Annotated in this window: 13 protein-coding genes; 11 read left to right on the forward strand and 2 right to left on the reverse strand. The window is 66.0% G+C overall.

The window, feature by feature from the left end; genetic code table 11:
* Positions 1-312 precede the first annotated feature (312 nt).
* From ndk to C1922_RS08800, 9 genes are all read left to right on the forward strand, one after another.
* Positions 313-738, forward strand: coding sequence for a nucleoside-diphosphate kinase (gene ndk, locus C1922_RS08760; RefSeq protein WP_108749396.1), 426 nt, complete (start codon positions 313-315; stop codon positions 736-738).
* Positions 739-748: 10 nt separating this feature from the next.
* A complete protein-coding gene (gene rlmN, locus C1922_RS08765) occupies positions 749-1954 on the forward strand; it encodes a 23S rRNA (adenine(2503)-C(2))-methyltransferase RlmN (RefSeq protein ID WP_107232307.1) in 1206 nt (401 codons plus the stop codon).
* Positions 1941-2729 (forward strand): type IV pilus biogenesis/stability protein PilW, encoded by a 789-nt coding sequence (pilW, locus tag C1922_RS08770; RefSeq protein ID WP_108749397.1) that lies wholly within the window; start codon positions 1941-1943, stop codon positions 2727-2729. The genes rlmN and pilW overlap by 14 nt, the downstream gene beginning before the upstream one ends.
* Positions 2730-2748: 19 nt before the next feature.
* Positions 2749-3618, forward strand: coding sequence for a RodZ domain-containing protein (locus C1922_RS08775; RefSeq protein WP_108749398.1), 870 nt, complete (start codon positions 2749-2751; stop codon positions 3616-3618).
* Between the two features lie 64 nt (positions 3619-3682).
* Positions 3683-4321 (forward strand): tetratricopeptide repeat protein, encoded by a 639-nt coding sequence (locus tag C1922_RS08780; RefSeq protein ID WP_108749399.1) that lies wholly within the window; start codon positions 3683-3685, stop codon positions 4319-4321.
* On the forward strand, positions 4321-5529 hold the full coding sequence (gene bamB / locus C1922_RS08785) for an outer membrane protein assembly factor BamB (RefSeq protein WP_108749400.1): 1209 nt from the start codon (positions 4321-4323) through the stop codon (positions 5527-5529). Before C1922_RS08780 ends, bamB begins: the two co-directional genes overlap by 1 nt.
* A 15-nt stretch (positions 5530-5544) precedes the next feature.
* Entirely contained in the window at positions 5545-6942 is a 1398-nt protein-coding gene (der, locus tag C1922_RS08790) for a ribosome biogenesis GTPase Der (RefSeq protein WP_108749401.1), read from the forward strand.
* Between the two features lie 120 nt (positions 6943-7062).
* Positions 7063-8199, forward strand: a complete 1137-nt coding sequence (moeB, locus tag C1922_RS08795) for a molybdopterin-synthase adenylyltransferase MoeB (RefSeq protein ID WP_108749402.1) — start codon at positions 7063-7065, stop codon at positions 8197-8199.
* Between the two features lie 173 nt (positions 8200-8372).
* Positions 8373-10208 (forward strand): monovalent cation:proton antiporter-2 (CPA2) family protein, encoded by a 1836-nt coding sequence (locus C1922_RS08800; RefSeq protein WP_108749403.1) that lies wholly within the window; start codon positions 8373-8375, stop codon positions 10206-10208.
* Positions 10209-10317: 109 nt separating this feature from the next.
* On the opposite strand, the gene C1922_RS08805 is transcribed toward C1922_RS08800, so the two are convergent.
* Both C1922_RS08805 and C1922_RS20355 read right to left on the reverse strand, forming a co-directional pair.
* Positions 10318-11109, reverse strand: a complete 792-nt coding sequence (locus C1922_RS08805; protein ID WP_159091894.1) for a hypothetical protein — start codon at positions 11107-11109, stop codon at positions 10318-10320.
* Positions 11106-11282 (reverse strand): hypothetical protein, encoded by a 177-nt coding sequence (locus C1922_RS20355; RefSeq protein ID WP_159091896.1) that lies wholly within the window; start codon positions 11280-11282, stop codon positions 11106-11108. The genes C1922_RS08805 and C1922_RS20355 overlap by 4 nt, the downstream gene beginning before the upstream one ends.
* A 298-nt stretch (positions 11283-11580) precedes the next feature.
* Here C1922_RS20355 and folD point away from each other — a divergent pair, with 298 nt between their 5' ends.
* Both folD and guaB read left to right on the forward strand, forming a co-directional pair.
* Positions 11581-12459: a bifunctional methylenetetrahydrofolate dehydrogenase/methenyltetrahydrofolate cyclohydrolase FolD gene (folD, locus tag C1922_RS08810; RefSeq protein ID WP_108749405.1), complete on the forward strand. Its 879-nt coding sequence runs from the start codon at positions 11581-11583 to the stop codon at positions 12457-12459.
* Between the two features lie 432 nt (positions 12460-12891).
* A complete protein-coding gene (gene guaB / locus C1922_RS08815; RefSeq protein WP_108751537.1) occupies positions 12892-14349 on the forward strand; it encodes an IMP dehydrogenase in 1458 nt (485 codons plus the stop codon).
* Positions 14350-14420 lie beyond the last annotated feature (71 nt).

Raw genomic sequence — 14420 nt, forward strand, 5'->3', positions numbered from 1 at the left:
TTGTTTGATACTAGGTCCAGACGGGGGCGTATGGCATTTTGCAGTGCAGCAAAACCGCCGGGCCGGTTACAGGGCATTCACCCGAAGGACCGGGGTCGGATCCCCGAAGGGGCTCCGACCCCTGGCGGGCAGGGGCGTGGGGTCAGAGCCCCTGCGGGGGTCCGACCCCGGCCGCCAGCCATGGGCTGGCACTACTACGCGGGATCTTTTACAATCCGCGCACGTTTATCAGGCTAAGCCCGCGTCCCGACGCGGGTTTTTTTCATGTTACCCTTCGGGCCATCAGCGGCCCGATTCCATTGGAGACATCCCATGGCGCTGGAGCGCACCCTTTCGATCATCAAGCCGGACGCCGTTGCCAAGAACGTCATCGGCGAAATCTACGCCCGCTTCGAGAAGGCCGGCCTGAAGGTCGTGGCCGCCAAGTACAAGCAGCTGTCGCGCCGTGAAGCCGAAGGCTTCTACGCCGTGCACCGCGAACGTCCGTTCTTCAACGCGCTGGTCGAGTTCATGATCTCCGGCCCGGTGATGATCCAGGCCCTGGAAGGCGAGAACGCCGTCCTGGCCCACCGCGACCTGCTGGGCGCCACCAACCCGAAGGACGCTGCGCCGGGCACCATCCGCGCCGACTTCGCCGATTCCATCGATGCCAACGCCGCCCACGGCTCGGACTCGGTCGAGAATGCCGCCATTGAAGTGGCCTACTTCTTCGCCGCGACCGAAGTCGTTTCGCGCTGAGAGTGATGCCGTGAACGAGGTCGTACAGTCCCCCGCCATCCAGCCGCTGCCGAAGTCGGCACCCACGGCTGGCAAGCAGAACCTGCTCGACCTCGATCGCGCGGGCCTGGAACAGTTTTTCGTCGAAAAACTCGGCGAAAAGAAATTCCGTGCCCATCAGGTGATGAAGTGGATCCACCATCGCTACGTCACCGATTTCGATGAAATGACCGATCTCGGCAAGGTCCTGCGCGCCAAGCTGCAGGCCCATGCCGAGGTCGTTGTTCCCAACATCGTGTTCGACAAGCCCTCCGCCGACGGCACCCACAAGTGGCTGCTGGCGATGGGCGTGGATGGCAAGAACGCCATCGAGACCGTGTACATCCCCGACAAGACCCGCGGCACGCTGTGCGTGTCCTCGCAGGTCGGTTGCGGGCTGAACTGCACGTTCTGCTCCACCGCGACCCAGGGCTTCAACCGCAACCTGACCACCGCCGAGATCATCGGCCAGGTGTGGGTGGCCGCGCGCCACCTGGGCAACGTGCCGCACCAGATGCGCCGCCTCACCAACGTGGTGATGATGGGCATGGGCGAGCCGTTGATGAATTTCGACAACGTCGTGCGCGCCATGAGCGTGATGCGCGACGACCTGGGCTACGGCCTGGCCAACAAGCGCGTGACGCTTTCGACGTCCGGGCTGGTCCCGCAGATCGATCGCCTGTCCGCCGAAAGCGACGTGTCGCTGGCCGTTTCCCTGCATGCGCCGAACGATGCGCTGCGCGAAACGCTGGTGCCGCTGAACAAGAAGTACCCGATCGCCGAGCTGATGGCCTCGTGTGCCCGCTACCTGCGCGCCAACAAGCGCCGCGAGTCGGTCACCTTCGAGTACACCCTGATGAAGGGCATCAACGACAAGCCCGAGCATGCGCGCGAGCTGGCCCGTCTGATGCACCAGTTCGACAACGCAGTACAGGCCAGGGACTCGGGCAAGGTGAACCTGATTCCATTCAACCCGTTCCCGGGCACCCGCTACGAGCGTTCCGAAGAAGCGCATATCCGCGCCTTCCAGAAGATCCTGCTGGACAGCAACGTGCTGACCATGGTCCGCCGCACCCGTGGTGACGACATCGACGCGGCCTGTGGCCAGTTGAAGGGCCAGGTGATGGACCGCACGCGCCGCCAGGCAGAGTTCAACAAGACGCTGCAGGCAGGGAAGGGGAGTGATGCAGCGGCCTGACCGCCGGTTGCCGGCCCTGTTCGCAGGCATGCTGGCAGTGGCTGCCAGCGGCTGTACCACCACTTCTGAAATTCCCCACGGCCCCGGCGACGTGGCCCCGGTGCGCACCGTGCGCGACGACCCCAACGTGCGCCAGCAGTTCAAGTACGACGACATGCTGGCGCTGGCCGCCCGTGATCTGCAGGTCGGCAACCTGGACCAGGCCGAGCGCAAGACCCGGCAAGCGCTGAAGATCCAGCCCAATGGCGTGGATGCGCTGATGCTGCAGGCCGGGGTGGACGACCGCCGTGGCCGCCAGCAGCAGGCCGGCGAAGGCTTCCGCCGCGCCGCCGAACTGGCCCCGCAGCGCGGCGATGTGCTGAACAACTACGCCGCCTGGCTGTGCCAGCACGGCCAGGCCGCCGAATCGCTGGTCTGGTTCGACCGCGCCCTGCAGGCGCCGGGCTATGCCACCCCTGCCGCGGCACTGGCCAACGCCGGGGGCTGTGCGCTCGATGCCGGCCAGGTCGAGCGTGCCGAACGCGACCTGCGGACCTCGCTCCAGCATGCCCCGCAGAACCCGGTGGCGCTGGAAGCGATGGCCCAGCTCAGCTTCCGCCAGGGCCAGTACATGGCCGCGCGGGCCTTCGCCGAACGTAGGATTGCGGCTGCACCGGCCACGCGTTCCGTGTTACAACTTGCGTCTGACATCGAAGCGCGACTGGGCGATCGGGCGGCATCTGATCGCTATCTGCAGCGGATTCGACAGGAATTTCCGCAGGATGCGGGCTCCTAAACTCCAGGGTTGATGCATTGTGATTGATGACCAGACTGTGAGCGCTCTCGATACTGCGGCCGGCTGCGGCACCCGCCTGCGCCAGGCCCGCGAGGCGGCCGGACTGACCCTTGAAGACGTTGGTGCGCGCCTGCGCATGCCCGTCCAGGTGGTGAAGTCGCTGGAAGAAGAGCAATGGCAGAAGCTGGGCGCGCCGGTGTTCGTGCGCGGCCAGCTGCGCAGTTATGCGCGCCTGCTGAACGTGGATATCAGCCAGCTGCTGGAACAGGCCCAGGTGGGTCCGGTGGTGCCGCCCACCCTGGTCAGCCACACCCATACCCCGCGTGCGCGCCGCATTGCCGAAAACCTCGGCCGCCGTGCGCTGTACGTGGGCATTACCGCCGTACTGGCGGTGCCGGTGTGGTTCGCCACCCGTGGCCACTTCGACGACAGCGCGCCGGCGCCCAGCACCGCCTCGCTGGATGCCATTCCGGCCGCCGTGCCGGTCACCCCGCCGGTGGCAGGCAGCGATGCCGCCGTGGCCAGCGCGCCGGTGGCCGCCCCGGCCACCAAGCCGGCCGCGCCGTACGTGGCCTCGCTCACCCCGGTGCCGCGCCCGGCTCCGGCCGCTGCGCCGGCCGCCGCCGCCAACCTGGACATGCAGTTCAGTGGTGACAGCTGGGTGGATATTGCCGGCCCCGATGGCGGCACGGTCGAGAAGGCCCTGATCAAGGCCGGCGAGCGCCGCAGCTTCACCCCAGGCCAGGTAACCCGCGTCACCCTGGGCAATGCCTCGGCGGTGCAGGTTCAGCAGAACGGCGCTATCGTCGATCTGAGCCCCTACCAGCGAGCCAACGTGGCCCGCTTTCAGGTATCCTCTGAAGGCTCCGTTGTCCCGGTTTCACACTGAGACGCGGTTTCACCACCTTCGATAATCCCAATGGTCCCTCCCGATGGGCGGGGCGAGAGTACGCATGGCGATCGACGATCTGCTCGACGAGCACGAACAAAGTGAACGCGTCCGCAGCTGGCTGCGGAGCAATGGCGCCAGCATCATCGGTGGCGTAGTCATCGCCATCGGTGCCATTGCCGGCTGGCAGTGGTGGCAGCAGCAACAGGGCGGCAAGCTGGCCTCGGCCAATGTCGAATACCAGAAAGCCCTGGTGGGCCTGGAACAGAACAAGCTGGACGACGCCGCCAAGGCGGTGAAGGCGCTGGAGGCTGGTCCGTCCAGCATCTACGGCGATCTGGCCGCCCTGCAGCTGGCCAAGGCCCAGGTGGACGCGGGCAAGAACGAAGAAGCGCTGGCCACCCTGCGCGCGGTCAAGGTTGAAGGCGACCTGCAGCGCGTGGTCGACCAGCGCGTGGCGCGCCTGCTGGTGGCTACCGGCAAGAGCGATGAGGCCATCAAGCTGCTGGGCAGTGCCACCGACAGCAGCAGCCTGGAAATTCACGGCGATGCGCTGCTGGCCCAGGGCAAGCGCGATGCCGCGCGCGAACAGTATGAGAAGGCGCTGAAAACGCTGGACGTGGCAGCGCCGCAGCGGCGCCTGCTGGAAACCAAGGTTATGGACGCTGGCGGCACCGTCGCCGCCCCTGCGGAGTCGGTTTGATGAGTCAGAAGGTCATGATCACGCGCGTCGCTTCCGTGCTGCTGCTCGGTATGGCGCTGTCCGGCTGCAGCACCATGAAGGGCTGGTTCGCCGGTAAGGATGCCGCCGCCAAGAAGGCGCAGGAGCCGGCCGAGCTGGTGAAGTTCGAGCCGACCGTGAAGGTCAACAAGGCCTGGTCGGTGAACCTGGGCAAGGGCGAGCAGCGCATTGGCGTGCGCCAGGGCCCGGTGGTGGCCAATGGCCACGTGTTCGCCGCGGCCATTACCGGCGGCGTTCATGCCATCGACCTGCAGACCGGCAAGAAGGTCTGGACCTGGGAACCGACCAAGGAAAAGAAGAAGCCGAAGCTGCGCCTGTCCGGCGGCCCCGGCGTGGGTGAAAACCTGGTGGTGATCGGCACGCTGGACGGCCAAGTCATTGCTCTGGACATCAACGACGGCAGCGAAAAGTGGCGCGCCCGCGTGCCCAACGAAGTCATTGCCGCCCCGGCCGTGGCCAACGGCCTGGTGTTCGTGCGCAGCAACGATGGCCGGGTGACCGCCTTCGATGCCGGCAACGGCACCCAGAAGTGGTTCAACCCCAGCGAGCTGCCGGCGCTGACCGTGCGTGGCAACGCGCCGGTGGTCACCGGTCCGGGCGTGCTGTTCATCGGCAAGGATGACGGCGCCGTGTCCGCGCTGGCCATGCAGGATGGCCGCACCCTGTGGGACCAGAGCCTGGCCAGCGGCGAAGGCCGTACCGAGCTGGAGCGCATGGCCGACGTCGACGGCGCCCCGGTGCTGGAAGGCAATACGCTGTATGTCAGCAGCTTCAAGAACCAGACCATGGCCATCGAAGGCCCGACCGGTCGCCCGCTGTGGGCGCGTGACCACGGCGGTGCCGGTGGCGTGGCGGTGTCTTCGGGCAATGTGTTCGTAACCGACAACAAGGGTGGGGTGTTCGGCCTGGACAAGACCAGTGGCGCTGCCATGTGGTCGCAGACCGCACTGGCTCGTCGCTCGCTCACCGGCCCGGCCCTGCAGGGCGATTACGTGGTGGTGGGTGACTACAAGGGATACCTGCACTGGCTGCAGACGTCCGATGGCGCACTGGCGGCGCGGGCCAAGAGCGGCGGTGACGCCCTGCTGGCCCAGCCAATCGTGGCCGACGGATTGCTGCTGGTGCAGAACGTTGATGGCAAGCTGACCGCCTTCCGGTTGGCCAATTAATACGGAGTAATCGCGATGCTGCCTTTGGTCGCCCTGGTTGGACGGCCGAATGTCGGCAAGTCAACCATTTTCAATGCGTTGACCCGCACCCGTGACGCCCTGGTCCATGACCAGCCCGGCGTCACCCGCGATCGCAACTACGGCGTGTGCCGTCTGGATGAAGACAACCACTTCCTGGTGGTCGACACCGGCGGTATTGCCGAAGAAGAGGAAGGCCTGGCTGGCGCGACCACGCGCCAGGCCCGTGCCGCCGCGGCCGAAGCCGATCTGATCCTGTTCGTGGTGGATGCCCGTGAGGGCACCTCGGCCATGGACGATGAGATCCTGGCCTGGCTGCGCAAGCTCTCGCGCCCCACGCTGCTGCTGATCAACAAGATCGACGGCATCGACGAGGACAACGTGCGTTCGGAATTCGCCCGCTACGGCTTCGGCGAAATGCTGACCGTATCGGCCGCCCATCGCCAGGGTCTGGACGACCTGCTGGACGAAGTGATCCAGCGCCTGCCCGAAGAGGGCAGCGGCGAAGAGCTGGACAACGACCCGAACCGCATCCGCATCGCCTTCGTCGGCCGCCCCAACGTGGGCAAGTCGACCCTGGTGAACCGCATCCTGGGCGAAGAGCGCATGATCGCCTCGGACGTACCGGGCACCACCCGCGATTCGATCGCGGTGGACCTGGAGCGTGACGGCCGCGACTACCGCCTGATCGACACCGCCGGCCTGCGCCGCCGTTCGCGCGTGGACGAAGTGGTCGAAAAGTTCTCGGTGGTCAAGACCATGCAGTCCATCGAGCAGTGCCAGGTGGCCGTGCTGATGCTGGACGCCACCGAAGGCGTGACCGACCAGGACGCCACCGTGCTGGGCGCGGTGCTCGATGCCGGCCGTGCGCTGGTGATTGCCATCAACAAGTGGGATGGCCTGACCGAGTACCAGCGCGAGCAGGCCGAAACCCTGCTGTCGCTGAAGCTGGGCTTCGTGCCGTGGGCCGAATCGGTGCGCATCTCGGCCAAGCATGGCTCGGGCCTGCGCGAACTGTTCCGTGCCGTGCACCGCGCGCACGAATCGGCGAACAAGACTTTCACCACCAGCGAAGTGAACAAGGCGCTGGAAGTGGCGTACGAGACCAACCCGCCGCCGACCATCCGCGGCCATGTCTCCAAGCTGCGTTACGTGCACCCGGCCGGTTCCAACCCGCCCACCTTCATCGTGCACGGCACGCGCCTGAAGGAGCTGCAGGAATCGTACAAGCGCTACCTGGAAAACTTCTTCCGCAAGCGCTTCAAGCTGATCGGCACCCCCGTAAGCTTCATCTTCCGCGAGGGTACCAACCCGTACGAGGGCAAGAAGAACGTCCTCACCGAGCGGCAGGTCAAGGCCAAGCGTCGCTTGATGAAGCACGTCAAGGGCAAGTGATCCAAGAAAAGGCGGCCGCAGGGCCGCCTTTTTTGTTTGCGGGGGTCAGATCCCTTTTCGCAGAAAAGGGCTCTGACCCCGGGGCAGTCCCGCACGTAGCGTCTGCGCGATAATGCCGCCATGAGCATTCCCGAGCGTTCCCCGCAGCAGGCGCACGCGCGCCTGGCCCATGGCGCGGTGCTGATCGATGTACGCGCTGCGCACGAACGTGCCGGTGGCATGGCCGAAGGCGCGCGCGGCGTGGCCAGGGACGATCTGCTGGCCGACCCCGCCGCACACCTGCCTGCCCGCGATCAGGAAATCCTGCTGATCTGCCAGACCGGCAAGCGCTCGGCCGATGCGGCGCAGGCGCTGATCGCGGCGGGGTATTCGAACGTGGCTTCCGTGACGGGCGGCACCGTGGCCTGGCGCGAGCAGGCGCTGCCGCTGGTGCAGCCGCTGCTATCGGCTCCGGATCAGGATTTCTACGACCGCTATTCGCGCCACCTGCTGTTGCCGCAGGTGGGCGAGGCCGGCCAGCGTCGCCTGCAGCGGTCGCGCGTGCTGGTGCTGGGCGCCGGTGGGCTGGGCGCACCGGCCAGCTTCTATCTGGCGGCAGCCGGGGTAGGGCACCTGCGTCTGGTCGACCACGACCACGTGGAGCGCAGCAACCTGCAGCGGCAGATCGTGCATACCGAAGCCAGCGTGGGTCAGGCCAAGGTGGAATCGGCGCGCGAGCGTCTGCTGGCGCTGAACCCGAGCATCGACGTGGAGGCCGTGCGCGAACGGGTCACGTCCGAAAATATTGATCGCCTGCTGCAGGGCGTGGACGTGGTGCTGGATGGCTCGGACAACTTCCCGCTGCGCTATCTGCTCAACGATGCCTGCATCAAGCACGCCGTGCCGTTGGTGTATGCGGCCATCGAGCGCTTCGACGGCCAGGTAAGCGTGTTTGATGCCGGCCGCCAGCGTGGCGTGGCGCCGTGCTACCGCTGCCTGTTCCCGGAACCGCCACCGACGGAGTTCGCGCCGAACTGTGCCGAGGCCGGTGTGCTGGGCGTGCTGCCCGGCCTGGCCGGGGTGCTTCAGGCCACCGAGGTGCTGAAGCTGCTGCTGGGCATTGGCGAGCCGCTGGTCGGGCGGTTGCTGCGGTTCGATGCGCTGGGGCTGCGGTTCCGTGAAAGCCGCATTGCGCCGGACCCGACGTGCCCGGTGTGCGCGCCGGGTGGGGTGTTCCCCGGGTATATCGATTACGCCGCGTTCTGCCGGGGCGGGTGAACGATCCGCCGGGCATGGCCCGGCGCCACCGCGCGGTCGATTTCGGAACGATGATGGGTATTGATCCCGCCATCGTTCCGTTTTCGGCACAATCAAACGCAACGCACATGCTATTGCCGTCCCCCAACTTCCCCTATCGTTGACTCCATCAACGCATCTGGGGAACACACCGCATGGCGGTAGAAGCAGCGACCAGCGAACTGGTCAAGGTCGTCGCCCTGTTGGGCGCAGCGGTGGTCATGGTGCCGCTGTTCCGCAGGCTGGGCCTGGGCTCGGTACTGGGCTATTTCACCGCCGGCCTGGCCATCGGCCCGTTCGGGCTCGGGTGGTTCTCCGACCCGCAGGCGATCCTGCACACCGCCGAGCTGGGCGTGGTGATGTTCCTGTTCGTCATCGGCCTGGAAATGCGGCCGTCGCATCTGTGGAGCCTGCGCAAGGAAATCTTCGGACTGGGCACGCTGCAGATCGTCACCTGTGCGCTGGTGCTGACCAGCATCGCCAAACTGTTCGGGCTGCCCTGGCAGGTCGCCTTCATCGGCGCTACCGGCTTCGTGCTTACGTCCACCGCAGTGGTGATGCAGCTGCTGGCCGAGCGCGGCGACATCGCGCTGCCGTCGGGGCAGAAGATCGTGTCCATCCTGCTGTTCGAAGACCTGCTGATCGTGCCCCTGCTGGCCCTGGTGGCGTGGATGGCGCCCAGCGCGGGCAGTGCCGACGGTGAGGGCTCGCGCTGGTTGTCGGTGGCCATCGGCGCCGGCGCCATCATCGGCCTGGTGCTGGTTGGCCGCTTCCTGCTGAACCCGCTGTTCCGCCTGCTGGCCGAAGCCAAGGCGCGCGAAGTGATGACCGCCGCCGCGCTGCTGGTGGTGCTGGGCGCGGCGCTGCTGATGCAGCTGTCGGGCCTGTCGATGGCGATGGGCGCGTTCCTTGCTGGCGTGCTGCTGAGCGAATCGACCTTCCGCCACCAGATCGAAGCGGACATCGAACCGTTCCGCGGCATCCTGCTGGGCCTGTTCTTCCTGAGCGTGGGCATGGCGCTGGACCTGGGTGTGGTGGCCGGCAACTGGCCGCTGATCGTCGGCCTGGTGCTGGCGCTGATGGCCGCCAAGGCGCTGTGCATCTATGTGGTGGCGCGCCTGATGGGCAGCGACCACGCCCAGGCGCTGGACCGGGGCGTGCTGATGGCGCAGGGCGGCGAGTTCGCCTTCGTGCTGTTCAGCGCCGCCGCCAGCGCCGGCGTCATCAACATGGACATCAATGCCAACTTCACCGCCGTGGTGGTGTTGTCGATGGCCCTGACCCCGCTGGTGGTGCTGGTCTACAAGCGCGTGGCGCCCAAGCCGGAGGTGAGCCTGGAAGGCGTGGACACCGCCGATGGCCTGTCCGGCAGCGTGCTGATGATCGGCTTCGGCCGCTTCGGCCAGGTGGCCAGCCAGTCGCTGCTGGCCCGCGACGTGGACGTGACCATCATCGACAACGATGTGGAGATGATCCACAACGCTGAGCGCTTCGGCTTCAAGATCTATTACGGCGACGGCACGCGTCTTGACGTGTTGCACGCCTCCGGCGCTGCCACCGCACGTGCCATTGCGGTGTGCGTGAACAATGCCGAGGATGCCGACCGCATCGTGGAACTGGTCGCACACGAATTCCCGCAGGCCAAGCTGCTGGTGCGCTCGTTCGACCGCGAGCACTCGCTGCGGTTGATCCATGCCGGCGTCGACTTCCAGATTCGCGAAACCTTCGAATCGGCCCTGCTGTTCGGCCAGGCCGCGCTGATGGAACTGGGTGCCGACGAAGAAGATGCACAGGAGATCGCCGAGCAGATCCGCGAGCGCGACGCCGAACGCTTCGAACTGGAAATGGCTGGCGGCAGCCTGCGCGCCGGTGCGCACATGGTGTTCGGCAGCGCATTGCCGGGCGTGCCGACCCCGACGCCGTTCACCGCACCCAAGCGCAAGGCGCGTACGTTGAATGCGGACCAGGTGCCGGAAGAAGAAGAGGAATGAGGGGGAGGGGTCGGAGCCCTTTGCCTGCGGCAAAGGGATCCGACCCCATGCGCCCCGGGGTCGGATCCCTTTCCAACGGAAAGGGCTCTGACCCCGTCATCGCTGGGGTTCAGCGTTTTGCGATCCTTCTTCCGCCCTTTCTTCCAAAGCGACGGCGATCGATGTACGCCTGCGCCACGGGAAGTCGTCGGCCAACGAAGGATTCCGGAAGCTGCTCGAGCGGCAGGCACGACAGAACGTCGATTCCGAAATTATGGAAGGCATCGGTCCCGACGCGGCTTGCAGTCAGGGCGATGATTTCCCCAAGAAGCGGATAGAGCTGGGCTCTTGCGTTGCTCGTTTCTTCGGTCAGTTTGAGGATGAAAGCCCTCATGACGTCCAACGCCAAGTGGGCTTGGGCCACATGGATGGTATTGCGCTTGCTTGGAAGGCTGTGGAGATTGCAGAGGCGGCTGCGCATGCAGTCGAACGGGTGCATCACCCGTAGTGACGATCCGGCGAAGTAGAGATCGGTGATCTCGATCGCCCTTTCCTTCAAGCGGTCTTCGTCTTTGCCAGCGCAGCCAATGATGTGGCTCAGGTAGTCAATTTCGGCGGCGATGTCGGATTGGCGGAAGATGGTGATCTTCGCGCTGTTGGGCGTGTTCTCAAACGGCTGCGGAAAATGGATTTCCGTCCGCATCCGCTTTTCCGCCGTGGCGATCTCCAGAAACGCGTGATGCTCCAGTGCATCAGCGGCCGAGCCCAGGAAATCCACGTCCACAGTGACGCCGCCGGCCAATGCTGTCGGCAGCGGAACATCCAGGGCATTTACCCAGAGTGCGAGGGCCTGCCCGCCCACGAGCAGTGCCGGGGTGGGCGGTAGGAGGAGTGCCTCGGTTGGCAACTCCAGATCATTCACCGGAACTTATGCGGCCACGCGATCTTGCCGCCGTTCTCCCTGACCTTGAAAACGACAGGCATGGGGCGGGCGGGGTCATTCTTGTAGGCCGCCATTTCACGCGCACGACGCGCGTCGTCCAGGGCCTTGAGGCTCTGGCGTGCGTCGGCAGGCTTGTGAATTTTGGCGCCCATGGAAATTTTCCTCGCCAGCGGCCAGACAAATATGGAAATTCTGAAAAGAAGTCTGCTCACCCAGCCCGAATGCCGCTCCGGCGCCGCCGGAGCGGCATTCGGGCTGGGTGAGGGCAATTCGCATCTAAGACAGTGTAATCAACATACGCCGCAGAATGCCCCCATGCAAGTCCGCCAGAATCGGGTTAAGGCCCGGTTCTCTTGGGATTGCGGACTCCACTGCAGCCCTCGAAGCGGTGGGCGAGGGGGCCTGAATCAGGGACAATAGCGTCCCCGCCGCCGCCTGCCCCCGCATTCGATGAACGATTCCGTCGCAACGCCTCCTGCCCGCATCCTCGATGGCCGCCGTATTGCCGAGGATCTGCTCGACAGCCTGAAGGTGCGCGTTGACGCCCGCGTCGCCGCCGGCGGCAGCCGCCCGGGCCTGGCCGTGGTGCTGGTGGGCGGTGACCCGGCCTCGACCGTGTACGTGCGCAACAAGCGCCGCGCGGCGGAAAAGGTCGGTATTGAAGCCTACGACTACGATCTGCCGGCCGGCACCACCGAGGCCGAGCTGCTGGACCTGATTGACCAGCTGAACGCCGACCCGAAGATCAACGGCATCCTGATCCAGCTGCCGCTGCCGGGCATTCCCGATGCACGCCGGCTGATCCAGCGCATCGACCCGCGCAAGGACGTGGACGGCTTCCACCCGGAAAACGTCGGCCACCTGGCCCTGCGTGAATTCGGCCTGCGCCCCTGCACCCCGCGCGGCATCACCACGCTGCTGGGCCACACCGACCAGCCGGTGCGCGGCCGCAACGCCACCATCGTGGGCGTGAGCAACCACGTGGGTCGGCCCATGGGCCTGGAGCTGCTGATTGCCGGCTGCACCGTAACCAGCTGCCACAAATTCACCCCCAAGGACGTGCTGGAACAGGCCGTACGCAACGCTGACATTCTGGTGGTGGCCGTGGGCCGCCCGGGCATCGTGCCGGGTGAGTGGGTGAAGCCGGGCGCGGTGGTGATCGACGTGGGCATCAACCGGTTGGATGATGGCCGCCTGGTGGGTGACGTTGGGTTTGAAGCCGCCGCCGAGCGCGCGAGCTGGATCACCCCGGTGCCGGGTGGCGTGGGCCCGATGACCGTGGCCACGTTGATGCAGAACACGCTGGAAGCGGCGGAAGCCCTGAGCTGACCCGCGCTTGGTAGGTGCCAACCTTGGTTGGCACGATCTGCCCGGCGTCTGGGCCCAGATAGGGTGCGGGCGTTTGTCGGTTTGTGCCAACCAAGGTTGGCACCTACCAACGGCGGTTCCTGGACGGTGAGGCCGGCGCATGACCCGTTCCTGGTAGGTGCCAACCTTGGTTGGCACACATCCATCAGGTCCATCGGCCCATCTGGGGTACCGGTGCCCGACGGATCGTGCCAACCAAGGTTGGCACCTACCAAAGGCGGTTTTCCGGTTGGGTTGATCACACGCGGTTCCGATTGGGGGTGATCTTGCCGCCGGCCCGGATGGCCCCCTGAACCGATCGTTGCCCGCGCGACACTGCGTCGCATCCACCCCCTCCCAACGGGCGTGAAAAAGGGGTAAAATGTCGCGCTTCCCCACATCTCGGGTATGCCGATGCTGCGCATCCAGGCTGAAGCACTCACTTACGACGACGTCTCGCTCGTCCCCGCCCACTCGACCATCCTGCCCAAGGACGTCAACCTCGAAACGCGGTTGACTCGCGACCTGAAGCTGAAGCTTCCGATCCTGTCCGCAGCCATGGATACCGTCACCGAAGCCCGCCTGGCCATCGCCATGGCCCAGCTCGGCGGCATGGGCATCATCCACAAGAATCTCAGCCTGGAACAGCAGGCCGCGGAAGTGGCCAAGGTCAAGAAGTTCGAGGCCGGTGTCATCCGCGACCCGATCACCGTCGGCCCGGAAACCACCATCCGCGACGTGCTGGCCCTGACCCAGGCGCACAACATCTCCGGCGTGCCGGTGGTGGGCAGCGACGGCCTGCTGGCCGGTATCGTGACCCACCGCGATATGCGCTTTGAAACCGAGCTGGACGATCCGGTCCGCCACATCATGACCAAGAAGGATCGCCTGGTCACGGTGAAGGAAGGCGCCGCCAGCGATGAAGTGCTGCAGCTGCTGCACCGCAACCGCATCGAAAAGGTGCTGGTGGTCAACGATGATTTCGCCCTGCGTGGCCTGATCACCGTGAAGGACATCCAGAAGAACACCGACTTCCCCAACGCTGCCAAGGATCTGTCGACCCGTCTGCTGGTCGGCGCTGCCGTCGGCGTGGGTGGCGATACCGATCGCCGCGTGGAAGCGCTGGTTGCCGCCGGCGTGGACGTGATCGTGGTCGATACCGCGCACGGCCACTCGCAGGGCGTGCTGGACCGCGTGGCCTGGGTGAAGAAGAACTTCCCGCACGTGCAGGTCATCGGTGGCAACATCTGCACCGGCGAAGCCGCACTGGCGCTGCTGGACAGCGGCGCGGACGCAGTGAAGGTGGGCATCGGCCCGGGCTCGATCTGCACCACCCGCGTGGTTGCCGGCGTGGGCGTGCCGCAGGTCACCGCCATCGATCTGGTGGCCGAAGCCCTGCAGGACCGCATCCCGCTGATCGCCGACGGTGGCATCCGCTACTCGGGCGACATCGGCAAGGCGCTGGCCGCCGGTGCCTCGACCATCATGGTCGGCGGCCTGCTGGCCGGTACCGAGGAATCGCCGGGCGAGACCGAGCTGTACCAGGGCCGTTCGTACAAGAGCTACCGCGGCATGGGCTCGCTGGCCGCCATGGAAAAGGGGTCGAAGGACCGCTACTTCCAGGACGCCGCCACCGCCGACAAGCTGGTGCCGGAAGGCATTGAAGGCCGCGTGCCGTACCGCGGCCCGGTGGGCGGCATCATCCACCAGCTGATGGGCGGCCTGCGCGCCACCATGGGCTACGTGGGCTGCGCCACCATCGACGACATGCGCAGCAAGCCCAAGTTCGTGAAGATCAGCGGCGCCGGCCAGCGTGAGAGCCACGTCCACGACGTGACGATCACCAAGGAACCGCCGAACTACCGCGCCTGACGCGGGCCGGGCAAAGAGGAACGAGGAAGCTGATTCCCGTTCCTCTTTTTCCATCTGCTGCTGCAAAACTG

This window comes from Stenotrophomonas sp. ZAC14D2_NAIMI4_7 (assembly GCF_003086675.1).
Taxonomy (GTDB): Bacteria; Pseudomonadota; Gammaproteobacteria; order Xanthomonadales; family Xanthomonadaceae; genus Stenotrophomonas.

Coding starts and splice junctions, on each gene's coding strand:
- ndk (WP_108749396.1), top strand. CDS start 313: ATGGCGCTGGAGCGCACCCTTTCGATCATCAAGCCGGACGCCGTTGCC.
- pilW (WP_108749397.1), top strand. CDS start 1,941: ATGCAGCGGCCTGACCGCCGGTTGCCGGCCCTGTTCGCAGGCATGCTG.
- C1922_RS08780 (WP_108749399.1), top strand. CDS start 3,683: ATGGCGATCGACGATCTGCTCGACGAGCACGAACAAAGTGAACGCGTC.
- bamB (WP_108749400.1), top strand. CDS start 4,321: ATGAGTCAGAAGGTCATGATCACGCGCGTCGCTTCCGTGCTGCTGCTC.
- der (WP_108749401.1), top strand. CDS start 5,545: ATGCTGCCTTTGGTCGCCCTGGTTGGACGGCCGAATGTCGGCAAGTCA.
- moeB (WP_108749402.1), top strand. CDS start 7,063: ATGAGCATTCCCGAGCGTTCCCCGCAGCAGGCGCACGCGCGCCTGGCC.
- C1922_RS08800 (WP_108749403.1), top strand. CDS start 8,373: ATGGCGGTAGAAGCAGCGACCAGCGAACTGGTCAAGGTCGTCGCCCTG.
- C1922_RS20355 (WP_159091896.1), bottom strand. CDS start 11,282: ATGGGCGCCAAAATTCACAAGCCTGCCGACGCACGCCAGAGCCTCAAG.
- folD (WP_108749405.1), top strand. CDS start 11,581: ATGAACGATTCCGTCGCAACGCCTCCTGCCCGCATCCTCGATGGCCGC.
- guaB (WP_108751537.1), top strand. CDS start 12,892: ATGCTGCGCATCCAGGCTGAAGCACTCACTTACGACGACGTCTCGCTC.